Below are 22895 nucleotides of genomic sequence, written 5' to 3'. Positions count from 1 at the left end.
AGATCAGCCAAGCGTCGGATCATCCGGTGTGTGGCTCGGGGGCCAGGTACCGAAGGGCGGCCAGGGCGTAGATGCGGGCGGCCTGGTGGACACCGTGGAAGCTCAGGCGTTCGTTGGGGGCGTGGGCCCGTGGCACCAGACCGGGTCCGAAGGCCGCCACCGTGGGGATGCCGGCGATGCCCTGGAAGCTGAGAGCATCGGTGGCGCCGGGGAAGACAGCCGGCTCCACGCGCTTGCCGAGCACGCGGTGAGAGGCGTGCTGGAGGGCGATCACCGCCGGATGGTCGGCCGGCATCTCGGTGGCCTCGCTGCAACCCACCATCTCAAGCGCGGCGTCGAGACGGGGGTTCTCGGCCATCGCCTCATCCAGGAACCTTTCCAGGTCGGCCGTGATGCTCCGCCGGGTCATGCCCGGTACCAGGCGGATGTCCGAGGAGAACCGGGCTCTGCCCGGGTAGACCCCGTAGAAGACCCCGCCCTCGACCATCACCCCGATGTTCACGGTCGGTCGAGTGCCCCCGACGTGATAGGGCCGGTAGGTGAGGCGGTCGAGCAACTCGGCGTGCATCTTGGCGATCAGCCAGGCCATCTCCACGGTGGCGTTGACCGGATCGAAGCGGTCGGACACGCTGGAGTGCATCTGGGTTCCCACCACCTCGATGTCGAAGAGGGCGGACCCTCGGGAGACTACGCCGATGCTCTCCCACTCCCTGGTCACTCCGCACGGCTCGCCGATGATGGCGGCATCCGCCCCCAGGTGACCCTGTTCGGCGAGCCACTTAGAACCTAGGGTCGAACCTCCCTCTTCATCCGCGGTCAGGACCAGAGTCAGCTCTCCGGCCCAGCCGCCGACTCGGGCCAGGGCCGCTCCCGCATAGACAATGGAGGCGATGGCGGCCTTCATGTCTCCCGAACCCAGGCCATGGAGGACGCCGCCGAAGACGGCCGGGTCGTACGGATGGACTCGCCACCGGGACAGGTCGCCGGGGGGCTTGGTGTCGAGATGGCCGGACAGGATCAGGGTCTTGCCGGGGCCGTGGCCGGGAATGCGAACCACCAGGTTGGGGCGGGAGGGCTCGGCGCTCAGCACCGTGATGTCGCCAACCCCCAGGTCCTCCAACCTCTCCCGGACCAGTCGGGCAACCGCGCGCTCGTCGCCGGGCGGGGTGGGGCTGGGGGTGGCGATAAGGCGCCGCGCGAAGGCCAGTTGATCCCCGGCGGTGTCCTTGAGGAAGGCAAGCACCGCCCGCTCGGGGTGCCCGGGGGCGCCGCCGGACTCCGGCACCGGCTCGGTCACATCGCCGCCCGGTCGTGCGGGTAGAGGGGCCTCGGCGCGTGCCTGAACTCCAGGCCTTCCAGCCTCGGGGTGCTCGGACCGGGCAGATCCAGGGTGACGGCCTCGGGCGCCGATCCGGGGAAGTTGGCCCGGTAATCGCTGCACGACCGCACGATGAGCACGTCCGCCCGGTCGGGCTCGAGGCCGGCATGCCGCCAGGTGGCGGGATCGGCGGTGATCGAGGGCGCCGAGCTGACGAGCATGTGATGGTTGCCGGTGGTGATTACCGCCCATTCACCCATCGACACCTCTCGCCCGGTGAAGGACCGTCCCGTGAGCCGGTAGGCACCCGAACCTGCAGCCGTGACAGTACCTTCGACTTCGACCGGAACCACAGATCTCTCGAAGACGCCTCCGACCGGAAGCCGGACCCGCTCTCCGACGTTGCTACCGCACCGGCGAGCCGCCTCGGGATCGAGAATCGAGTGGAGCACGACCAGATCGGGGGCGTGACGGGCCGCCCCGGTCGCCATCACGGGATCGTCGCCCGGCGCTCCGGCGGTGGGGCAGTCGGCGGTGTGGGCCATTATGAAGGGTCGGCAATCCGATTCCCGGGCCGCCCCGAAGGCCGCCTCCGGACGCATCAGGCGGGGCGTGGTCATGCGGTCGCGCCTGTCCCACACCTCGCCGGCCAGCTCCTCGGCCAGCGATCCGGCGCCCGCCGGGTCGCCATCGGTGACCGCTAGCACCCCCAGGCCGAGCTCGGGCACATCGAGCCAGGGCTGGACCGGGAACAACGACACGTCCAGGACAGGGCCCGCGGTCCGGGAGTCGGCCAGGCCTCGGACCTCGGACATTGGCCCGTTATCGGTTCGCATGCCCTCCGCCGGGACCAGCATGGGCCGCTTGGCCAGGGCCACGGTCGGCGCGATCTCGTCCCGGACTGTATTGACGACCAGGCGGGCGATCCTCGCACCGGTCGAGGCCATGTCGACATGCGGCTCGGTGTGGTACCCGACCATGATGTCGGCGAGCTCGACCATCCGCTCCGTCACGTTGGCATGGAGGTCCAGGCAAACCCCGAGCGGGACGGACCCGATCCGGCAGCGGGCCACTTCGATCAGCGCTGCGTCGGCATCGAAGGTCGTCCCGGCCACCATCGCGCCGTGGAGCGACAGCACCAGCCCGTCGAGCGGCAGGGCTCGGGCCAACTCGCCGTCGAGCAATCCGGCCAGGTACTCGAACGTCTCCTCAGTGACCCGGCCCGACGGAAGCGCCCAAGCGGCGAGCAGCGGGACCGGCTCGGCTCCCAGCTCCTCGAGCCCTACGATCGCCCCGGCGAACTCGGTGTTCGTACCGGCCAGGGACCGGAACGCGTCCTCGCCCACGAGGACGGTGTAGTCCTCCCGCACTGTCTGCTTGGGGCTGAAGGTGTTGGTCTCCTGAACCAGGGATGCCACGCCGATGCGGGGACGCTTCACCCGTCTACCCCGGTGGTGAGAGCGGCACCGGCTGGTTCGACTCGGCCGAGCGCTTGGCCGCGTCCACGATTGCGTGGGCGTTGCGGGCCATTTCGAGCGTCACCTCGGGGGGACGACCGTCCAGCACCGCCCGGATGAAGTGGTCCAGCGAAGCGGCCAGGTCGCCGCGCACGCGGTCGAGGCTCACCGGCCAGTGGGTCAGGTCGGGATGCGTGAACCCCTCGCGGTCCGCTATCGCGAGACCGTGATTGGAGCCGTCCACGAAGACTCCTCCCCCGGTCCCTACCAGTTGAAGGGACGCGTCCAGCAGCGCCGGGACGGTGGGCGGCAGCACCCAGCTGATCTCGAGCGAACCGATGACCCCATTCTCGAACCGCACCAGCACCATGGCCGCGTCATCGTGTCCGTAGGGGGCCGACCGGCGGGAGATGGTCTCCGCGTACACCCTGGCGACCGGGGAATCCGCCAGCCAAGCCATCACATCCAGGTCATGGATACCGGTGGAGATCAGCAGATCGGTCCAGACGCCATATATATCCGCGCCCAGCGATGAGCCGCGGCGGCGAGCGAAGACGGTGTGGACATCGCCCATGCGCCCGGAGGCGACCGCGGCCTTCGCCTCCGCGTAGCGGGGGTCGAAGCGCAGGATGAAGTTGACCATGGTCAGCACACCGGTCTCTTCGAGATCCCGGATCAGGCGGTCGGCGCCGGCCAGCGAGGGCGCCAGAGGCTTCTCCAGCAACAGGTGCTTTCCGGCCCTGGCCAGCTCCATTGCGATCGGGTGGCGATGGTGCTCCGGCACGGCTACCGACGCGGCGGTGAGATCGCATCTCTCCAGCAGGTCACCGACATCGGTGAACCAGGGCACGCCGAGCTGCTCCCCCACCTCCCGGGCCGCCTCGGGGTTGGCGTCGACCACCCCCACCAGGTCCGCCAGCGGATGCTCGGCGTAGATGCGGGCATGGAGCGAGCCGATCATCCCCGTCCCGACCACGGCGGTGCGTAACCGGTCCATCACAGGGCCCCGGCAGGAGCGAATACCCGGTCGTGGCCGGGCATCACCCGGGTGGGCGCCAACGACTGGAGCCGGTCGAGGCTGGCGTTCAGCCCCCGGAGCTGGTCGTCGGAATACCAGTGGGAGAAGGTCCGCTCCGAGTACTCGCGGCGGGTCATGACCGTGTCACCGGCCACGAGCACTCGTTCTCCCGAGTATGACTCGGCCATCACGCTGATGTGGCCCGGCGTGTGGCCCGGGGTGGAGATCGCCACGAGGCCGGGCATGATCTCCAGCTCGCCGCCCCGCGGCACCTCGATCAGGTCACCCATGACCGCCAGCCGCCGCTCCGTCTCCTCCGGCCCATAGATCTCCTCGCAGAAGTCGACCTCGCCCTGGCCCATCACCAAGTCGGCGCCGGGAATCCGGAAGGCGCTGCCCATGTGGTCGTGATGGCAGTGGGTACAGACCACGTAGTCGATGTCGGCCGGAGTGAGTCCGAAGCGGGCCAGGCCGATGCCCAGCTGACCGTAGAAGCCGGTGTGGTGGTTGCCCGGGTCCACCAGGACGTTCTTGGGCCCCCGGATCAGCACGGTGGTGGAAACCGGCAGGAAACCCAGGTTGGAGTCGAACAGGCTGGATTCGGCCGGGTCGATGCCCATCATCCGCTCCATACGGTCCAGCACCGCCTCCGTGTCGGCGGCGAAGTGGTAGACCACCTCGTCATCCAGCAGGCTGAATCTCAGCACCACCGGCTGTATCACCACGTCTATCTGATTCGGCATCTACCCTGCCTCCCTTCGCTCAGATCGGACCGGTGTCTCATCGTTCCACTCCCGCCGTGATGACCTCGGTGATGTTCCGCCCGAAGAAGGCCGTGATGAGGATCACGGGCAGCGCGGTCATCACGGTGGCCGCTGCTAGCTGGCCGATCTCGATGTCCATCGTAGAGCGGAACAGCCCCAGCGTGACGGTGAGCATCGACAGGTTGGAGGTGAAGAGCAGCGGGGTCAGGAACTCCACCCAGGCCAGGACGAACCCTAGGAGCAACCCGGCGAAGATGCCCGGTCGGAGCAGCGGTAGGACGATGCGGAAGATCAGCTGCGGAAGGCCCGCGCCGTCGATGAGGGCCATCTCCTCCACCGCGACCGGGATGGACCGGACGAACGACCCCATGATCCAGACCATGAACGGGAGGGTGAAGGCGACGTACGGCAGGACCAGGCCGATGTAGGTGTCGTAGAGACCCAGCTGCACCACGGTGATGAAGAGCGGCATGACGAACAGGAGGGTGGGCAGCACGTAGATGGCCGCGAATCCGCCCAGGATCAGGCGGCGGCCCGGCACCCGCATGCGGTTGAGGGCGTAGGCGGCCGGCACGGCGATCGCCACCGTCACCACTGCGGTCGTGACCGCCACCACCAGGCTGTTGACCATCGACTCGGCGACCGGGACACCCGAGGAGGCGGAGAAGATCCGGGTGTAGTGCTCGGTGGTTATGTAGGTGGGGACAAACGCCACGTCGGCGGAGCGGATGTCCCGCTCGGTCTGGGTGCTGGTCAGGATGATGCCGTAGAGCGGGAAGGCCATCACGATGAGCACCACCGCCGCCCCGATATACGTCGCGGCCCGCCGGAGGGCGCGTCCCGGAGCGGCGGCGATCACGTTCACGCCCCCGCCAGCCTTCTGGCCCGGACCAGCATCCAGCCGAGCCCGGCGATGGCCAGCACCGTCAAGGCCGAGAGAAGGTAGGCCGTGGCCGCTGCGCTCCCGAAGTCGAACTGCTCGAAACCTTGACGGTAGACCAGAAAGTTGAGGGTGGTGGTGGCCCGGCTGGGTCCTCCCCTGGTGAGGACGAATATGGTGTCGAACACCTTCATCGCCCAGACGAACAGGAAGATCGTCACCGGTATGACTACCGGCAACATGAGCGGCAGCGTTACGTAGCGCAGCGTCCGCCACGACCCCGCCCCGTCGATGGCGGCGGCCTCCTTGACGGTCCGGGGAACGATCTGGAGCCCGGCCAGCAGGAAGATGGTGGCGAAGGGAATCCAGCGCCAGACCTCGGCGATCAGCACCGAATGGAGGGCGATGGTCTGCCCGCCCAGCCAGATGATGTCCCCCTCGCCTCCGAAGGCCCTGATCAACCCGTTGAGGAAACCGAACTCGGCGTGGAACATCTGGACCCAGAGCACCCCGGAGGCCACCGGCGGTACCGCCCAGGGAAGGAGTACGGTCACCCGGAGCAGGCCCCGTCCCAGGAAGGTCTTGCTAAGCAGGAGGGCGATTCCGAACGAAAGGACGACGGTCACCAGGCAGAGCATCACCCCGAAGTAGAGGGTTATCCAGGTGGCCTCCCAGAACTTCCCGCTTCCGAGCTGGTTGATGAAGTTGTCGAGGCCGGCGAACCGGACGATCCGGAACCGGGGGGACAGGTCGATGTCCGACAGGCTGTACGCGACCGTGGTGATGGCCGGGTACGCGTACACGCCGGCCACGATCAACACCGCCGGGGCCACCAGGGCAATTGCTGCCCGGCGACCCCGGCGGCTCACTGTCCGGATTGTCTTCTCCGCCCGGACTTCTCCAGTCATGTCATGAGGGAGGCGGCGGGAGATTACTCCTCGTCCTGCCTCCGGGCCTCGGTCGCGGCCGCCGCCGCGTCGTCCAGCGCCTGCTTGGGCGACTTGTTGCCCGCCAGCACCTCGTGGATCTCGTCCGCCAGCATCTGCGTCCAGCGGGGACGGTCCTCGGACCACCCACCGTCCACCGGATACTCGTATGCCTTGGCGAGAGCCGGGTAGAACGGGAAGGCCTCCACGATGTCGGGCTCCTGCAGCACACCCGAGTAGATGGACCCCCATCCGCCCAGGGCCACCACTCGCTGGCCTTCGCGGGAGGTGATGAGCTCGATCAGGCGCCAGGCCTCGTCCTTGTTCTCGGCGTACACCGGGACGCCGAAGAACTCCGATCCGTCCACCGAGCCACTGGTGACCACCGCCGGGTTGGGGGCGAAGGCGCTATGACCGGCGATCTGGGAGGCATCCGGAATGGCCGCCACCCCTGCCACGAATGGCCAGGAGATGAACATGCCCCGGGTGCCCTCGAAGAACCCCGGAGTGGCGTCGAACACCCAGGTATAGGTGGTGACCGCCGGGTCGACCACCTGGTGGGTGTGCAGCAGGTCGTAGAGCTTCTGGAGGGCCTCCACGCCTTCCTCGGAGTTCCAGTTGGGCTGTTGCTCCTCGTCGAGGAAGCTGCCGCCATGCATATTGAGCATGCCGCCCCACGTCCAGAGGACATGGGTACCGGCCCAAGCGTCGGTATAGCCGTAGTACTGAGTCCCGTCCCGCTCACCGGTCATGGCCTTGGCGTACTCCACGAAGGTGTCCCAGGAGTTAGGCGTGGAATGCCAGTTGGTCGGAGCGTCCGGGTCGAGGCCCGCCTGCTCCATCATCCGCTTGTTCCAGTGGAGGAGCTGGCTTCCCATCGTCCAGGGCGCCGCCAGGGTGTTGCCATCCAACTCGACCGCTCCGAGACCCCGGGTGAGAAGGTCGGACTCGGTCCGGACCCCCTCGTCCATGAAGATGCTGGCGTTAGTAAGCCAGCCCCTATTGCCCAGTTCGACCCCTAGTTCGGCGGTGACGAAGACCGCGTCCCACGGGGAGCTCTGCGCCAGGAAGGAGGTGGTGAGCTTGCTCCGGAGGTCGGGGGTGGTGACTTCCTCGACGGTGGGGGCGAACCCGACCGAAGCCTGGTGCTGCTCGAGGAGAGCCTTGATCGGATCCATGTGGGTCCCGATCAGGACGCCTAGGTCGCCGGTGAAGTCGGTTCCGGGCTCGGCGCCCTCGTCGATCGGATCACCGCCGCCGCAGGCGGCCACCAGCGCGGACAGGCCTCCCATGGCGGCAAAGGCCGTCAGTGCGGAGCCTCCGCCTAGGACCCGGCGGCGGGTGAAATGGTGGGGACGGTTGGACTTCGGTACCAAAAGCGACCTCCTTCGATCGGTCACAGCTAAAGCTCGTTCGGCCCGCTTGAGGAAAAATAGCCTATCGAGAGAGAACGCGCCACCGCTTTCTTGGCCGGGTGAGGATCCTTCCCCCACCCGGAAGGCAGCCGGGCGAGCGAGCGGTAGATGATCGCCATCCGGGGCGCAACGGTGTCGATCAGCCTCGCTAGGAGCCTGGGCGCTGGTCCACTGCGGAGTCGGTCAAGGCTGTTACGAACGCCGGGACGCCGATCCCATGGACCAGGTCCGACGAGGGGTTTGGCCGTCCGAAACGGGTCGTGATCGGTACCGTCCCCGCCCACCAGGGTCCTTCGATGTCCTCCGGGTCGTCGATCGGATCACCGGTTCTCACCTTGGCCGAGGCCTCCGCCAGGGGCAGTTCCAGCACCAGGGTCTTGCGCAGTTCGGAGCGTGACGGTGGGCGGACGTCGTCCCAGTGGGGCACCACATGGTCGGTGATGAGCCGGAGCGCTTCGAGCTTCCGGCGATCGTCCGTGATGCGCCGACCGCGGCCCCGTACCACCACCGAGCGGTAGTTCATCGAATTGTGGAAGGGGGATCGGGCCATCACGAGCCCGTCGAGATGGGTCACGGCGGCGCAGATCTCCTGCTCCTCCCCCGAGTTGAGCAGGTGGTTGGCGATCGCCCCGTGGAGGTAGAGCATCTCGTCGTCGCGCCCGTATGCCATCGGGAGAACGAGAGGCCCGTCGGGGGTGGACACGCCGACATGGGCTATGACACCGGAGTCCAGTATCTCCAATACCTGTGCCCTGCCGTAGCGAGCCCGCTCGCGTCCGCGGCGCACCCTCGTTCGATCCGACGGGGGCTGGTGGGTGTTCCGGGGTGGAAGGTCATCCATGGCCGGGGCAGGGTAGCGCACCGGGTTCCATAAGAGCGCATCGGAGTTACGTGCCATGGAGACTCCCATGGAGGCCTTCCTCGGTGATCGCCCCGGCGACCCTGTGGACCGATGGACGGTCGCCCGCTCGAGTCCGGAGTTCGATGGCCCGGTTGCGAGCAACCGTGGTTACCCGCACCGATGTGGCGATCGATCCGGCAGCCGCGGCGTGGCCCTCATCCGGGCCGCAGTTACCGGTCCCTCCGTATACTGGCCTCGCCGATTCCGAGAAATACGAGCCGAGCGAATCGGCGCTCGCGGAGCAAGCATGATCATCCTCGCAAACGGCAAGACGACCGAGGTCGCCCGGCGGAGCGACGCCTCGGGGACTCTGTGGGTGCGGATGGACGAGCTCCCAGGCGCCACCGGCTGGCAGATGAAGCCCGAAGGCGCGTGCTTAGGCGAATTGTGCGTGCCCCTTCCGGCGAACAAGCGCGAGGAGTGGATCGCCGACGCCGACGACTGGGTCTGGTTCTGCTATTCGGAATTCGCGGACATGATCGGCCAGCAGTACGTGCACGACGGCCACGTGTGGAGCCTCGGCTCGGTGCCGGCAGTCCGTAGCGTCGGGTTGGAGTCCGCGATCGCCCCCGACTTCGAGGTGACCGAGCGCAATGGCAACAGGCTGAGACTCTCCGACCTGCGCGGCCACAAGGTGGTGCTTTTCACCTGGTCATCGTGGTGAGGGTGTCGCTTCAGCCTGCCGGTCTGGCAGGAACTGTACGAATCCATCGGTCCCGACCGGTTTGAACTGATCAGCGTGGCCCAGGACTCGGGAGGGCCCAAGGCGGCGGGCAAGTGGTTTGACCGGGCACAGCCGACCTACCGGTGCGTGGTCGACCCGACCCACCACATCAGTTCGCTGTTCGGCTGGGTGAACGTGCCGTCGGCGGCGTGGATCGACGAGGACGGACGCATCGTCCGCAGCAACGAAGGGGCCTACCCGGCTCCCATGACCATCGGGTTCGGACTCGGCAAGGTTCGCCTCGGCAACGACGCGTTCGCCCGGGCGACTCGCGACTGGATCGAGCGGGGAGCCGACAGCGAGCACGTCTGGTCCCACAGCGAACTGGCCGAGCGGCTCAAGCCCGTCGACGAAGACACGCGCCTGGCGGAACCGACATTCAAGCTGGCGTTGCACTTCGAAGCGGTGGGCGACCGCGAGCGCGCATGGAGGCACTTCACTGCGGCGCAGCAGTTGGCGCCGGACAACTGGAACTACCTGCGGCAGGGCTGGACCCACAAGGGGATGACCTACGCCTCCCTGAAAGTGCTGGCGCGAACGAACTACCTGCGCAAGAACACCGACACCAGCTACTACGACCCCATGGAATTGCCCGGTGAGAACCATCGCCGGTACACCGAACCCGAGTGGCTGTGGACGCCCGCCGTCCGGCGGATCAAGCAACTCCTCCGCCGCTAGAGCCTGCCGTCCGGATCAGGATGGGTGGTGTTGACCTAGCTTCCGGGTGGTCCGTTGCCCTGGAGGGATGGGATCAGATCGGTCGGCCGGACCGGGACCCGCGGCAGGTCGAGGCCGGTGGCATTGCGCAGGGCATTGACGATGGCCGGGGTTGAGGACAGAGTGGGCGGCTCCCCTACCCCGTTGAGCCCGTAAGGCGACTCGGGGTGGGGGAACTCGAAGATCCGGACGTTCATGGGAGGAATGTCGAGGATGGTGGGAATCAGGTAGTCGGTGAAGGAGGCGTTCTTCACGAAGCCGTCCTCGACCTGGACCTCCTCCAGCAGGGCGAGGCCGAGACCCTGGGCCGAACCGCCCTCGATCTGGCCCTCGACGGCCTGGGGATTCATGGCCTTCCCCACATCCTGGGCGGTGGCCAGTTCGACCACGCGGACCAGGCCCAACTCGGTATCCACATCGACCACCGCCCGGTGGGCGGCGTAGGCGAATGCGATGTGGGCCTTGCCCTGTCCCCGCACATCATCGATGGGCTCGGTGCGCCGGTGGTGGTACACGAAAGTGTGCTCGATCGTGTCTTGGCCCAGAAGGTCGGCCAGCGTGAGGAGGGTTTCTCCGGTTACGGCCGCCGTTATCCCATCGGGAGCGAGCGCCAGGTTCCCCGGAGAGCGACCGAGGCGGAGGGCGGCCCGTTCGAGGATCCGCTCGCGCACGCGGTGGCAGGCGCCCTCGACCGCTCCGCCCGTCATCCAGGTCTGGCGGGAAGCTGCCGAAGAACCGGCGTCCCCGATGTCCGTGTCGGCCGGACGGACGGTCACCGACTCGATCCCCAGTTCGGTCCGCACGATCTGGGCCTGGACCGCCACGATGCCCTGCCCGCATTCCGAGGCGGCGCTATAGACCTCCGCCACCGGCCGGCCGCCCGCGACCGATACCGACACCCGGGCCGTGGAGATGTCGTCCACCCCTCCCGAGAAGCCGATCGCCTTCATCCCGAGGGCGTAGCCGACCCCCCTGACGACCGCTTCCCCGTGGGTGGTGTTACCCACGCCGCCGGGCAGGCGTCTCAGGTCGTCGCCCACCGCGGGGGGCTCGGAGGGCAGGGGCAGGCGGCGCAGGTGATCGAGCAGTTCACGCGTGGGGGTGGGACCGTCGACCGCCTGCCCGGTCGGCAGCAGGTCTCCCTCCTGTATGGCGTTGCGGACTCTCAGCTCGACCGGGTCCATGTCAAGTTCCCCGGCGAGGCGATCCATGGCCGATTCGATGGCGTAGCAGGCCTGCACCGCACCGAAGCCACGCATGGCGCCGCGGGGAGGATTGTTGGTGTATACGGCGTAACCGTCGATCTCCACGTGGTCGACGTGGTAGGCGCCGGCGGCGAAGTAGGAGGCGTTGGCGATGACGATCTGCGAGGTCGAGGTGTAAGCGCCGCCGTCCAGGAGGAGCCTCACCTTGGAGTAGACCAGGGTTCCGTCCGTGCGGGCGCCCAGCTCGACCCGGATCCGGGAGGGGTGCCGGTGGACGTGGCCGACGAACGACTCGGCTCGGTTGTAGGACATCTTGACGGGACGGCCCGTCCGCAGCGCCAGCATGCAGGCATGGATGTGAACCGATAGGTCCTCGCGGCCCCCGAACGCCCCGCCCACCCCGCTCAGGATGAGGCGCACCCGGCCGGTGTCGAGGCCAAGACCGGCGGCGATCTGGCGCTGGTCGTCATGGATCCACTGGGACGCCACGTAGAGGTCGATGCCGCCGCTCCCGTCGGGCACGGCCAGCCCGGACTCCGGACCCAGGAAGGCCGGGTCCTGGACCCCCGAGCTGTATTCGGACTCGACGACCACCTCGGCTCGGGGGCGGGCCGAGGCCAGGTCGCCGTGGCGGATCCGGACGTGGCGGGCAACGTTGCCGTCCGGGGTGATGGGATCGGTGATACCGGAGAGGGCCGCCTCACAGTCGGTCAGCGGGTCGAGGACCTCGTAGTCGACCTTCACGGCTTCCAGCGCGCGGCGGGCGGTCTCGGGATGGTCCGCCGCGACAACAGCCACCGGCTGGCCCACGTAGCGGACCTCCTGGTCGGCCAGGATGGGCTGGTCGGCGACCTTGATGCCGTAGAAACGATGGCCGGGTATGTCCTCGGAGGTCAGCACGGTCGAGACGCCCCGGATCGTCAACGCTTCGGCTATGTCGATCGAGCGGATCCGGGCCCTGGGATGGGGACTGCGGACGGTGGCGCCCCACAGCATGCCGTCGAGATAAAGATCCGAGGAGAAGGCGAACCGGCCCGACACCTTCAAAGGCGCATCGGGACGCGGGGGCGACGTGCCGATGCCACGCTCGTGGTCCACACGGTCACGTGACTTCGTGTCGAGCTGTTGGCGAGCCCTCATCATGCGCGGCACCTTTCCAGACCGGACCGCAGCGTGCGCCTGTCGAGATCGCGGCCGATGACTACCAGACGGCTGCGCCGGTCGCCCGACCAACGCCCGCCCGGATACATCTCGAACAGGGTATGCACCCCCTGGAGGACGGTCTGTTCGGGACGCCCCGCCACCGCGAGGATCCCCTTGATCCGGTACAGGTCGTCAGACCGCTCCCCGGTGAGATCCTGCAGCCAGTCCGCCAGGCTCGCCTCGTCCAACTCGCCGGTGACCTCGATGCTGATGGCCTCGATGCCCGGGACGCGTGCGTGGACGTAGGTGTCGTCGAAGAACCCTTCGCCCGCCGAAGCGGACGATCCACCGAAGGCGTCTATCCCGAGGATCTCATCCGGATCGACTCTCGAGTAGCAGGATCTGATAACGGGCGCCGTGTTGTTGAACTCGCGGATGCGCGCCTCGGTGTCCCGTAGTGCACCGTCTTCGACCAGGTCCGTCTTGTTGAGCACTATGCGGTCGGCACAGACGATCTGGTCCACCACCCTGCTGTCGGGCCGGTCCGGCCCGAACGCGTCCAGGTGAGCGTCGACGTGCTTTGCGTCGACCATGGTCACGATCCCGTCCACCGCGATACGACCGGCCAAGTCCCCGACGAACAACGCCTGGGTGACCGGTACCGGGTCGGCCACCCCGCTGGTCTCGATGACCACGTAATCCGGCGGCTCGGGGCGGGTCAGCAGTTTGTGGATCGTGCTGGCAAGGTCGTTGCGGACCGACAGCGTGCAGCACACACATCCGTTGGCCATCTCGATCACCTCTTCGTCGGAGGAGACGACAAGGTCGCCGTCGATACCGATCTCGCCGACCTCGTTCACGATCACCGCGATCCGCCGGCCGTGTTCTGCCGAGAGGATGTGGTTGACGAGCGTGGTCTTCCCGGCGCCCAAGAAGCCGGTCAGGACGGTGACGCTCGGACCGGGCGGGGACTGGTTCGGCACCGACCTCATCCGGCGGTCATCTCCGTCGCGGCCGCCCGGACCGCGGAGATGATCTTCTCGTAGCCCGTGCAACGACACAGGTTGCCGGCCAGGGCCTCGCGTATCTCATCCTCGGACGGGTCGGGATTGGCGTGGAGTAACTGGTGGGTAGCGACGACCAGTCCTGGTGTGCAGAATCCGCACTGGACCGCGCCCTCCGTGATATAGGCCTGCTGGATCGGGTGCAGCCCGCCGTCCCCGGAGAGACCCTCGATCGTGATGATCTCGGTCCCGCCGGCCTGGCCACCGGCCACCAGGCAGGCGCATACCAGTTCCCCGTCCATGTAGACGGAGCAGGACCCGCACTCCCCCTGCTCGCAGGCGTTCTTGGTTCCCCACAAGCCCATGCGCTCGCGCAGGACGTATAGGAGGCTCTCCCCCGGCCAGACGTTCTCGGCCGAGCGAGGCCGGCCGTTGACGGTGAACTCGACTCTCAGACCGGCCGCCCTTCCCCTGCCGCCTCCCACGCCCAGGTCAGGGTACGCCGGGACATGACTCCGAGCGCATGAGTCCGGTAGCGGGCAACTCCTCGCACGTCGTCTATCGGGTCTGCCGCCGATACCACCAGCTCGGAGAACCGGTCGACGACACACCGCGGGAGAGGCCGGTGCTCCTCCCAGTAACCGCCGCCGGTCAGCTCGCGGTTCAGGTAATCGGCGGCTTCGGACGCCTCCAAGGGGGTGGGTCCCGCCGAGCCGATACCGGTCCCGACGCTACGCCGGCCCAGGTCGAGGGCGACGGCGAAGGAAACCACCGCTATGACCATGGCGTTGCGGGTTCCCACCTTGGAGAATTGCTGGGGTCCCCGGGCGACAGGGACCACGACGGAGCGGACCAACTCGTCCGGCTCGAGAGCGCTCCGCTTCGGACCCACGAAGAACTCGCCGATCGGGATGTCCCGGACACCCCGCATCGACTCGGCCCGCACCGTGGCGCCCGTGGCCAGGAGGGGAGGATGCGCATCCCCGGCCGGCGAGGCGGTGGCCAGGTTCCCTCCGACGGTGCCCCTGTTCCGGATCTGGGGAGACCCCACCGTCCGCGACGCGATAGCGAGGGCAGGAAGCTCGGCGCCGAGCTCGTTGATGATCCGGGTATAGGTGACCCCGGCCCCGAGCTCGACGGCCCCGTTCCGGTGGAACCAACCCTTCGGTTCGGAGAGATGGGACAGATCCAGGAGGGCCGCAGGCCGCCGCTCGGCGAAGTTGATCTCCACCATGAGATCGGTACCGCCGCATATGGGAGCCGCATCAGGGTTCTCCGTCTTCAGCGCTACAGCATCCTGCCAGGTGCGAGGTCGAAGGTATTCCACTCCCGGTCTTCCTCCGGCGGACGCCGATAGTAGCTGCGACAGCCTTGGCACCCGGTAGCGACCCGGACTCGCTGCTCCGAGGTGATAACTTGGAATCCTTGGACCAGGAACAGGGCGGCATGAGCGACGAGCGGGTGGACAGCGATCGCACGAGGCTGCTCCGGCGGGCCTTGCGGCTCGAATGGCTGACCGTGGGCTGGAACGCCGTAGAAGGAGTCATCGCGGTGGTGGCGGCGCTGGCCGCGGGCAGCGTGGCCCTCCTCGGGTTCGGCATCGACAGCTTCGTGGAGACCGTCTCCGGCGCCGTGATCCTGTGGCGCCTAGGCGCCGAGCGGCGCGCCCGGGACGAGGCACGAATCGACCGGGTGGAGGGCATGGCGCGCAGGGGGGTGGCCATCAGCCTCTGGTTGCTCGCGCTCTACGTGGCTGCGGACGCCACCACCGCCCTGGTCAGCGGTGAGCGGCCCTCCGCCTCGGCGGTCGGCGTTGCCTTGCTGGTGGTGTCACTGGCCGTGATGAAGTGGTTGGCCAACTCCAAGCGGGCCGTGGCCATAGCCCTCCACAGCCACGCCATGGAGGCCGACGCCGCCCAGACCGACTTCTGCTGGAAGCTCTCGGCCGTCGCTCTTGTCGGACTGGTCGCCAATGCGGTTCTCGGCTGGTGGTGGGCCGACCCGCTCGCAGCCCTCGGGCTGGCCGCGCTGATCGCCACCGAAGCCCGCCGGACGTGGAAGTTGGGAGCAGCCTGCTGCGGATGACCTCCCCAATGGCGGCCTTGAAGGCCGTGGACGGTCGAGGGTCGCGGCGGCCGAGGCTATTGCGCGAGCCCTACAGTTCAGCGACGGCGCGCCCGGATGATGGCGGAGTGGACCCCCACTACGGCGATGGAGTTCTCCGTGTCCGCCATCTGGTGGGTGGGAGTGATCTCCACGTCGACCAGACCGGCCGATTCCAGACCCTGGCGGTACTCGGTGAAGGAAGGCGCCCCGGCGATGCAGCCGACCCACGAACCCCGCTCCTTACGCTGCTCGGGGGTGAGGGCGTCGTCGGCCACCACATCGGTCACTCCTAGCCGCCCTCCGGGACGTAGCACCCGGGCGATCTCCGTGAACACGGCCTGCTTGTCCTCCGACAGGTTGATCACGCAGTTGGAGATGACCACATCCACCGAGGCGTCCGGCAGCGGGATTTCCTCCATGTAGCCCTTGAGGAACTCGACGTTGCTCGCCGCCGCCTCATCCGCGTTGGCTCGGGCCAGGTCCAGCATCTCATCGGTCATATCCAAGCCGTAGGCGAACCCGGTCGGACCCACCCTCCGGGCCGACAACAGCACGTCGATGCCCCCGCCCGAGCCGAGGTCCAGCACGATCTCGCCAGGGCGTAACTCGGCCACCGCAACCGGGTTGCCGCAGCCGAGCGACCCTTCGGCCGCGGCCACCGGAAGCTCGTCGATCTCGGAGGGTGCGTAGAGGCTCGACGCGAGCTCGCACTCCGGTTCGATCTCGGCCACCCGAGACATAGTGGCCCGGGCGGCGTTGGCGTAGCTCTGCCGTACCTGTTCACGGATGCTGTTGGTCATGACGTTCCTCGGTGACAGCGACCTACAGTACCCGCTTCGACCGTCATTACCGCACCAGCTCCACTCGCCGGCGGTCGACATCCGATCGACAGAGTTCAGATTGCGAGACCGCTCCTCCCGAAGCGCTCCCAACCGGACGTCGGACGCAGGTAGTTACCGCACAGCTATCTTCTGACCGATGGTTACCAGAGACGAACTGGTCGGCGCGGCAGCCGCTGTGTCGGCTGCGGACGGATTCGAGGCCGTGACGATCGAAGGGCTCGCGCAAGATCTGGGAGTTCCCGAGCGCGATGTATCCGAGCACTTCCCTACGGACGAGTCACTCCAGCTGTCGATTGTCTGGTCGGGCGCCGACGTTTTCAGCAAGGCAGTGACCGAGCCGGCCTCGGGCAGACCAGAGGGAATCGAACGACTCCGAGCCCTGCTCGAGCACTGGGTCGACTATGCCGAGAGCGACGCCTACCGCGGCGGGTTCGTGGGCGGCGCCGCCGACTTGCCGGATCATGTCAGAGATCTGATCGCCGAGATCGCCCGGTCATGGATCGCGACTCTGGCCGGACATGCGCGGTTGGCGGTGGAGCAGGGCGATCTGCCGCCTGGGACCGATCCGCACCAGGTCGCCTTCGAGGTCCACGGGCTGGTTCAGGAGGCCAACTGGACGTTCGGCGTGCTAGGCGACCGGGACGCCTACAACCGCGCCAGGCGCGGTATCCGCCACCGTATCGGCGGTTGACGTTCGGGCTGTCGAGGCCGGTTAGACCTTAACCACGCGGGCACCGATGCTCAGCGCCGCGAGCAAGATACCCAGATCCCGAGTGTCAGACGTTAGGAGTACGACGTCGTCATCCCTCCGGTTGGCCTCGGCCACGGCCACCGCGACGGAGGCGTCGATAACGTCCACAGTGCCGGCCTTGCCGCACAGTTGTCCAGACGCTCGCGCCGCCGATCCATCAAGAACCACCTCTTCGCAGCGCTTCAACACCCGCGACAGCAGGCCTGCCGACTCGGGTTCCGCCAGGCCTGGCCGATCGCCACGGTTGGAACCAGTACCTGCTCAAGGTCGAGAGCGGCGTCGATTGTCGACAGGGTATGGCGGTTAACCACGATCCACCTGGATGAGGGCCCCGGTGTCGAGAACAACGATCATGGTCCGTAGAGCAGAGCCCGAGCTCTGGCCCGCTCTTCTTCGGTGAACTCCCCGTTCTCCGCCTGCCACTCATCGAGAAGTCGCCTGAGGCCCTCCCTCGCCTCACGTGCCTTCTCCGGATTGTTGTGAAACCGGTTCGGATCCCGATCAGCCGCCTCGTACACTTCCTGCAAAGCGGCCGCGAGCGCCGAGTCGGATGGATTCACCGGCCCCGTTATGTGTATCGCATACAAGCGCTCTGGGGGCTCGGGTATCTGCACCGGCCCGTCGGCAGGCTGGTGCACGCGCTTGAGGGAACCGGTGCGAGGGGCGCGTCCGTCCCCGCCGCCCGCTCCGGCCAGACCAACCGGTTCGACTACTTGCGTTTCATCCATACGGACAACGTACCCTGCCGACCCGCCAGGGTCAATACCCTTGATCAGCCCGCCACCGGCCGGATTGCGGATCGACCAGGGATCGGTATCCGAACATCCCGGTCCCGCTCCGGGGGAGTGGCGCGTCGGGGGCGGATCGCACTCACCGCGCCGGACGATGCATCCGCCAACGGATCAGGCAGGATGATCTCCGACCACCGATTCCGGTAGTCAGCCGGCACCTGGTCACGTCTCACCGGCCGCAATAGCGACCATGCCGGCCAGGTCACACATCGTCTGGGTTCCGCTTCGGGTCAGATCGGGCCGGCGCGTGACCAGAAACCGGTGATCGGCCCCGATCAGGTCCGCGCTCCGTTTGAGGCGGGCCATGTCCGCAGGCCCGGGCCGGGTGGTCAACTTCACCTCCACCGCCCACATTTCCGATCCCACCTCGATCACCAGGTCAATCTCACGCCCATCCGAGCTGCGCATGTACCAGACCCCGAAACGGCGTCCCGCCTGCTGCATCGCGGTGATGATCTGATCGACGACATGTCCCTCCCAACTCGACCCGACCCAGGGCTGCCTCAGCAGTTCGTCGAAACTCCCAACCCCCAGCAGCGAGTGGAGTAGGCCGCTGTCGCGCCAGTACATCTTCGGTCGCTTGACCAGCCGCTTGCGGACGTTGGCGTGGTAAGCAGGCAGCCTTCTCACCAGGAATGCGTCCTCCAGGTGGTCTACGTAGCGGTTGACCGTGTGGTATGACATCCCGAGGCTCTTTCCGATCTGGCTGGCGTTCCACTGCTGTCCGTGACCCGCAGCCAGCATGCGGAATAGCCGCCGGGTGACTGCGGCGCGGGCCGGCAATCCCCAGGACGGAAGGTCGCGCTGTGAGAGCAGGTTCAGATAGTCGTGCTGCCACTCCGGGAAGCCGCGAGCATGGAGGACTCCTCCGTCGGGAAAGCCGCCGCAGAGCCAGAGCCGGGCTCGGGCTTCGGCGTCTAGTTCCCCGAACGACAACGGGGTCAGTTCGATCACGCTGAGCCGTCCTGCCAACGACTCGGATGCTCTCATCATCAACGCCGGCGAAACGGATCCCAGCAGTAGGAAGCGCCCGTTACGGCGCCGGTCGGCATCGATCGCGCCGCGCAGGCGGGCGAAGACCTCGGGCGCCGCTTGGACCTCGTCTAGGATCACGAGAGAGCCCGAAGCGGCCACATCGGCCCACTCGATGTCGAGCCGTAGCCGGTCGGTCTCCTGTTCCAAGTCGTAGTACCGGCCGCCCAGCGACCGGGCGAGAGTGGTCTTGCCGCATTGACGCGGCCCCACGATGGCTACGGCCGGATATGCATCAAGTCGGGAAGGCAATAGCGCCGACGATTCGCCGCTCGCAGCTATCCGGCGTTCGAGCATACTGGAATCCCACACACCACCTTCTACTCTACACGCGGTGTGCTTCTATTTTGCAGGGATCGCACTTCTATTCTGTAGAGATGGGCAGCGGTTCTCTATCCGGACGGCCACGTATAGATACAAACCGCACGGGTCAATACCCTTGACTAACCCGCCACCGGCCCAGTGCGACGACTGGCCACCGGCCGGGTCAGCCGGCCCGGTCTATTGCCTCAATGTCGCTCGGATCGTCCAGCATCTCCCAGCGGAGCAGCGAGATGGGAACATTGCCGTTGCTCCACAGATGGTCGTGGAACCATCGCAGGCTGAATTCGGCCCCCAGTTTCTTCTTGGCGTCGGCGAGCAGCCGGATCACCTCGAGCTTGCCGACCATGTAGGCCATTGCCAGACCGGGGTTGGACACGTACATCGACGTCTCCTCAAGAGCGGTCTGGGGATCGACCGGGATCAGCTCCTCGAACATCCTCATCCCCTCCTCGAGGGTGATGGCCCCGGTCGCCAGACTCACGTCCACCACCGTCCGCAGGCTGCGGAGTCGCTTGAAGTTCTGGGTCACCAGCCTTGACCAGGGAGCGTCGTCGAACAGGCCGGCCTGGAGCATCAAGGCCTCGTTGTAGTGAGCCAGGCCCTCGTTGCTGATCGAGTCGTAGTAGCGCCGCCGCAACGGGTTGGGGTTGGCCCAGGAGAGGGCCAACTGCTTGTAGTGGACACCTTCGTGCATGATGCCCAACCGGGGATCCCGAGCGTTGGCCTCGTAGAAGTAGGACAGGGGCCGGTTGGGGTCCCACACGTACGTGTACGCATCCTCGTCGAGGCGCTGATCGGACGTCAGGTCGTTGGCCACCCCCAGCCAGTTGAGCGGCTGCACGTACTCCGGCAGGGGCGCGGTGAGGTAACGGCGGAGGGAATCGGGCTGGGTGAGCAGGTTCTCGTTCTCATAGAACTCCCGGACCGCTTGCTCATCCCGTGCCTCTTGCTCGCACTGGGCCTCGGCGGTCGGGAAGCGATCCGGCACCGGCGTGGCGCCGTAGCGGTTGCGCTCCACCTCCTCCCAGGCGTAATTCCGATACAGCTCCCGCTCGGCCAGCATCACCATCTCCTCGGGCTGGAGGGGAAGGAGCGGCACGTTGCGGAGGTACCACATGAAGTTGTCACGTCCCACCGGCTCGGGCGGAGGCATGCCGGCCTGCTTCTCGCGCAGCCACTCGCGGAACACCACCAGCCGGTCGGTAGCCTCGGCGCCGGCCTTGGTGAGAGCGCTCCGGCGGGCGCCGTCGAAGAATCCGCTCAGCTCTTCGACCGAACTCGGCAGGGCGGACTCGATGTCCCGGAGCAGGCGGATAGCCGACCCGGCCAGCGCCGACGTGCCCGCTCGCGCCAGGTTCTCCAGAGCGACTTCCAGCTGGGGGCCCACCATGTGGAGCTTGTGGATGATGCCTTGCTGGCGGTCGCTGTCAAACGGCGGCGGGCAGAGCAGCGAGTCGTAATAGGTGCCGAGCGCCTGATGGACCTGCATGACCGCGTCCCGTTCCCAGGAGCGAAGGATCCTGGTCTCCCATTCCACCCGGGAGATGGCGGAACCGATCAGCCGGTAGTCAACCTGGGTGGGAGCCGGCTCGCCCGAAACGTCGAGGTTCTCCCATCGCTGCCTGAAGTCGGCGGCCTTCTCCAGCCGGTGGCGAGCCGAGTCCTCGTCGAACTGCGGTATCCAGTCGGGCACCAACTCCAGGCGAGGGACATCGTCAGGGCTCCGGTAGCCGGTGACGACCCTCCAGTCCCAGAACTCGGCCCCCAGATCCTGCACCGCCTGGTTCATATCACTCATGTGGTTCCCCTTCCGGACCCGTCTGTTTCCGAACAATTCCAGCCCGTCATGCCGGCGTGGCCGTTGGAACAACTTGCAACCTGCAAGAGGTTAGACCCGACTCGAGATGCCGCCGACGGCACATGTGTTCCCAACGGTCAGATGACCATCTCGAGGCGGCGGTCCCGTTCACGGTCCGTGACAGCGCGCTCCGCCGGGTCTCCCCAGCCCCCTCCCCCGCCGGTCCTCACCAGGAGCCGGGTCCCGGCCTCGACCTTCATGCCGTTGGCCTTGAACATCTTCACGGGCTCCTTGCCGGGACGGTGCACCCACACCTCGGGCGGCAACCCGGCCTGACCGCCGAAGAGCCCCCACGACGGCTGCTTCGCCCTCTCGAACCACAGGTTGACGGTGCACGGCGCCAGCAACTCGTACTCCCGGATGATTCCCAGGCCACCGCGCCACTTGCCGGCGCCGCCAGAGCCGTCCCGCAGGGCGTGACGATGCATCAAGAACGGATACCGGTTCTCCAACGCCTCGATCGGTTGGTTCCGGTATTCACCGGCGGCCGAATGGGTCAGGGCGGATTCGCCGTCCCCGCCCTCGTAGGCGCCCCAACCGCCGGTCAGGGACTCGCCCGAAAGGAAGAGGCCGAACTCGTTCTCTCCCACGATGCTGACATTCCACGAGTCACCCACGTGCCCGGCAGCGGTCCGCTCGGGAATGACTTCGCTCAGCGCCTTGATCATGAGGTCGATGGCCAGCATCAGATGGGGTCCGTAGTGGAGGCAGGGGGCGGTCTCGCTCGGGTTGAAGCAGGTTCCCTCGGGAGCGATCACCTTGAGGTTGCGGAAGTTGCCTCCTGACACCGGAGCGTTGGGATTGACCAGGAACTTGAACCCCTGCTCAATGGCAGAGCGGGTCTGCACCAGGCCGCTGTTGATGCTGCCCACACACTGGCGGTTGGAGCCGGATAGGTCCACCGTCATCCTGTCACCCTCCACGGTGACCGTGACCTTCACGTAGACGGGATCCTCGGTAACGCCGTCATTGTCGAGGTAGCCGTCAGCCACATAGGCACCATCGGGAATCTCGGCCACCGAGGCACGGTCCTCAACCTCCGCCTGGTCGAACACCAACCGTAGGGAGGTCTCCACCTGATCCCAACCGAACCTCTGCACGATGGACCGGAACCGCTCCACCCCGGTCCGGCAGGCGCTGATCTCGGCCATAAGGTCACCCACCAGCGCGATCGGGAACCGGGAGTTCAGAGCGATCAGGTCCACGATCTGCTGATCGAGGCGACCGTCCCGGAAGATGCAGGTCGGACCGATCCGTAGACCTTCCTGGAAGATGTCAACCGAGTCGCCGACGTAGCCGGCCCGCTTGGCGCCGATATCGTTCCAATGGGCCTTGGCCGCCGAGAACCCCCGCAGCAACCCGTCCACGAAGATCGGCGCGAAGACCGTCACGTCGTTCAGGTGGCTCCCGGCGATGGTCGAATCGTTGACGATCCAGACATCCCCATCCCGGAAAACCTCGTAACCCTTGATCCCGATCACGGCCCGCAGCGTCCCACCCAAACTGCCGAGGAAGAAGGGAAGGCCCGGCGCCTGGCCGAGCAGCCGGCCCTCGGCGTCGAAGATCCCCACCGAGCAGTCCTTCGCCTCGTAGATGACCGGGCTGTACGCGCTCCGGTAGAGGTTCCTCCGCATCTGCTCCGCCCCGGAGATGAACGCGTTCCGCACCACCTCGACCGTCGCGGGCGACGGAGCGGACACGTCTGGGGCTCTGATCTCA

Annotated in this window: 20 protein-coding genes; 3 read left to right on the top strand and 17 right to left on the bottom strand. The window is 67.1% G+C overall.

Annotated elements, in window-relative coordinates; translation table 11 throughout:
• Positions 1-19: 19 nt before the first annotated feature.
• From ACOQPD_RS15385 to ACOQPD_RS15350, 8 genes are all read right to left on the bottom strand, one after another.
• On the bottom strand, positions 20-1297 hold the full coding sequence (locus ACOQPD_RS15385) for a M20 family metallopeptidase (RefSeq protein ID WP_420612842.1): 1278 nt from the start codon (positions 1295-1297) through the stop codon (positions 20-22).
• A complete protein-coding gene (locus ACOQPD_RS15380; protein WP_420612841.1) occupies positions 1294-2757 on the bottom strand; it encodes a M81 family metallopeptidase in 1464 nt (487 codons plus the stop codon). Before ACOQPD_RS15380 ends, ACOQPD_RS15385 begins: the two co-directional genes overlap by 4 nt.
• Positions 2758-2761: 4 nt before the next feature.
• On the bottom strand, positions 2762-3772 hold the full coding sequence (locus tag ACOQPD_RS15375; RefSeq protein WP_420612840.1) for a Gfo/Idh/MocA family protein: 1011 nt from the start codon (positions 3770-3772) through the stop codon (positions 2762-2764).
• Positions 3772-4536, bottom strand: coding sequence for an MBL fold metallo-hydrolase (locus ACOQPD_RS15370; RefSeq protein WP_420612839.1), 765 nt, complete (start codon positions 4534-4536; stop codon positions 3772-3774). The genes ACOQPD_RS15375 and ACOQPD_RS15370 overlap by 1 nt, the downstream gene beginning before the upstream one ends.
• A 37-nt stretch (positions 4537-4573) precedes the next feature.
• Positions 4574-5422 carry a carbohydrate ABC transporter permease gene (locus ACOQPD_RS15365; RefSeq protein WP_420612838.1) on the bottom strand — a complete coding sequence of 283 codons (849 nt, stop codon included), beginning with the start codon at positions 5420-5422 and terminating at the stop codon, positions 4574-4576.
• Positions 5419-6306, bottom strand: coding sequence for a carbohydrate ABC transporter permease (locus tag ACOQPD_RS15360; protein ID WP_420612837.1), 888 nt, complete (start codon positions 6304-6306; stop codon positions 5419-5421). The genes ACOQPD_RS15365 and ACOQPD_RS15360 overlap by 4 nt, the downstream gene beginning before the upstream one ends.
• 62 nt (positions 6307-6368) lie before the next feature.
• Complete coding sequence (locus tag ACOQPD_RS15355; protein ID WP_420612836.1) at positions 6369-7739, bottom strand: extracellular solute-binding protein; 1371 nt, start codon at positions 7737-7739, stop codon at positions 6369-6371.
• Between the two features lie 187 nt (positions 7740-7926).
• Positions 7927-8676, bottom strand: a complete 750-nt coding sequence (locus tag ACOQPD_RS15350; RefSeq protein WP_420612835.1) for a pyridoxamine 5'-phosphate oxidase family protein — start codon at positions 8674-8676, stop codon at positions 7927-7929.
• 250 nt (positions 8677-8926) lie between these two features.
• Here ACOQPD_RS15350 and ACOQPD_RS15345 point away from each other — a divergent pair, with 250 nt between their 5' ends.
• Positions 8927-10081: a redoxin domain-containing protein gene (locus ACOQPD_RS15345; protein ID WP_420612834.1), complete on the top strand. Its 1155-nt coding sequence runs from the start codon at positions 8927-8929 to the stop codon at positions 10079-10081.
• A gap of 35 nt (positions 10082-10116) precedes the next feature.
• On the opposite strand, the gene pucD is transcribed toward ACOQPD_RS15345, so the two are convergent.
• From pucD to ACOQPD_RS15325, 4 genes are read right to left on the bottom strand one after another with little or no spacing between them, the layout of a single operon-like run.
• Entirely contained in the window at positions 10117-12465 is a 2349-nt protein-coding gene (gene pucD / locus ACOQPD_RS15340) for a xanthine dehydrogenase subunit D (protein WP_420612833.1), read from the bottom strand.
• Positions 12465-13460, bottom strand: coding sequence for a CobW family GTP-binding protein (locus ACOQPD_RS15335; protein ID WP_420612832.1), 996 nt, complete (start codon positions 13458-13460; stop codon positions 12465-12467). Before ACOQPD_RS15335 ends, pucD begins: the two co-directional genes overlap by 1 nt.
• Positions 13457-13927, bottom strand: coding sequence for a (2Fe-2S)-binding protein (locus ACOQPD_RS15330; protein ID WP_420614402.1), 471 nt, complete (start codon positions 13925-13927; stop codon positions 13457-13459). The genes ACOQPD_RS15335 and ACOQPD_RS15330 overlap by 4 nt, the downstream gene beginning before the upstream one ends.
• Positions 13924-14799, bottom strand: coding sequence for an FAD binding domain-containing protein (locus tag ACOQPD_RS15325; protein WP_420612831.1), 876 nt, complete (start codon positions 14797-14799; stop codon positions 13924-13926). Before ACOQPD_RS15325 ends, ACOQPD_RS15330 begins: the two co-directional genes overlap by 4 nt.
• 119 nt (positions 14800-14918) lie before the next feature.
• Between ACOQPD_RS15325 and ACOQPD_RS15320 the strand changes: the two genes are divergently transcribed.
• Positions 14919-15557, top strand: a complete 639-nt coding sequence (locus tag ACOQPD_RS15320) for a cation transporter (protein WP_420612830.1) — start codon at positions 14919-14921, stop codon at positions 15555-15557.
• 77 nt (positions 15558-15634) lie between these two features.
• On the opposite strand, the gene arsM is transcribed toward ACOQPD_RS15320, so the two are convergent.
• Positions 15635-16378, bottom strand: coding sequence for an arsenite methyltransferase (gene arsM, locus ACOQPD_RS15315; protein ID WP_420612829.1), 744 nt, complete (start codon positions 16376-16378; stop codon positions 15635-15637).
• A gap of 178 nt (positions 16379-16556) precedes the next feature.
• On the opposite strand from arsM, the gene ACOQPD_RS15310 reads away from it, so the two are divergent.
• The gene (locus ACOQPD_RS15310; protein WP_420612828.1) at positions 16557-17111 is read left to right on the top strand and encodes a TetR/AcrR family transcriptional regulator; all 555 of its coding nucleotides are present in this window, start codon (positions 16557-16559) and stop codon (positions 17109-17111) included.
• 410 nt (positions 17112-17521) lie between these two features.
• Here the strand turns inward: ACOQPD_RS15310 and ACOQPD_RS15305 are convergent, their stop codons facing one another.
• The 4 genes from ACOQPD_RS15305 to ACOQPD_RS15290 form a co-directional block, all read right to left on the bottom strand.
• Positions 17522-17899, bottom strand: coding sequence for a hypothetical protein (locus tag ACOQPD_RS15305; RefSeq protein ID WP_420612827.1), 378 nt, complete (start codon positions 17897-17899; stop codon positions 17522-17524).
• A 225-nt stretch (positions 17900-18124) separates the two neighbouring features.
• A complete protein-coding gene (locus ACOQPD_RS15300) occupies positions 18125-19291 on the bottom strand; it encodes an ATP-binding protein (RefSeq protein WP_420612826.1) in 1167 nt (388 codons plus the stop codon).
• A 190-nt stretch (positions 19292-19481) separates the two neighbouring features.
• Positions 19482-21116, bottom strand: a complete 1635-nt coding sequence (locus tag ACOQPD_RS15295; protein ID WP_420612825.1) for a DUF885 family protein — start codon at positions 21114-21116, stop codon at positions 19482-19484.
• 137 nt (positions 21117-21253) lie between these two features.
• Entirely contained in the window at positions 21254-22876 is a 1623-nt protein-coding gene (locus tag ACOQPD_RS15290) for a hydantoinase B/oxoprolinase family protein (protein WP_420612824.1), read from the bottom strand.
• Between the last annotated feature and the right edge of the window lie 19 nt (positions 22877-22895).

The sequence above is a fragment of the Candidatus Spongiisocius sp. genome (assembly GCF_965221825.1).
Lineage (GTDB): Bacteria > Actinomycetota > Acidimicrobiia > Spongiisociales > Spongiisociaceae > Spongiisocius.
The sequence above is the reverse complement of the archived record's forward strand: the minus strand, read 5'-3'. Positions and strand labels throughout refer to the sequence as shown.

What these genes read in the sequence shown, in the direction of transcription:
- ACOQPD_RS15320 (WP_420612830.1), top strand. Translation starts at nt 14,919, where the DNA reads ATGAGCGACGAGCGGGTGGACAGCGATCGCACGAGGCTGCTCCGGCGG.
- ACOQPD_RS15350 (WP_420612835.1), bottom strand. Translation starts at nt 8,676, where the DNA reads ATGGCACGTAACTCCGATGCGCTCTTATGGAACCCGGTGCGCTACCCT.
- ACOQPD_RS15305 (WP_420612827.1), bottom strand. Translation starts at nt 17,899, where the DNA reads ATGGATGAAACGCAAGTAGTCGAACCGGTTGGTCTGGCCGGAGCGGGC.
- ACOQPD_RS15300 (WP_420612826.1), bottom strand. Translation starts at nt 19,291, where the DNA reads ATGCTCGAACGCCGGATAGCTGCGAGCGGCGAATCGTCGGCGCTATTG.
- ACOQPD_RS15295 (WP_420612825.1), bottom strand. Translation starts at nt 21,116, where the DNA reads ATGAGTGATATGAACCAGGCGGTGCAGGATCTGGGGGCCGAGTTCTGG.
- ACOQPD_RS15310 (WP_420612828.1), top strand. Translation starts at nt 16,557, where the DNA reads ATGGTTACCAGAGACGAACTGGTCGGCGCGGCAGCCGCTGTGTCGGCT.
- ACOQPD_RS15335 (WP_420612832.1), bottom strand. Translation starts at nt 13,460, where the DNA reads ATGAGGTCGGTGCCGAACCAGTCCCCGCCCGGTCCGAGCGTCACCGTC.
- ACOQPD_RS15375 (WP_420612840.1), bottom strand. Translation starts at nt 3,772, where the DNA reads ATGGACCGGTTACGCACCGCCGTGGTCGGGACGGGGATGATCGGCTCG.
- ACOQPD_RS15370 (WP_420612839.1), bottom strand. Translation starts at nt 4,536, where the DNA reads ATGCCGAATCAGATAGACGTGGTGATACAGCCGGTGGTGCTGAGATTC.
- pucD (WP_420612833.1), bottom strand. Translation starts at nt 12,465, where the DNA reads ATGAGGGCTCGCCAACAGCTCGACACGAAGTCACGTGACCGTGTGGAC.
- arsM (WP_420612829.1), bottom strand. Translation starts at nt 16,378, where the DNA reads ATGACCAACAGCATCCGTGAACAGGTACGGCAGAGCTACGCCAACGCC.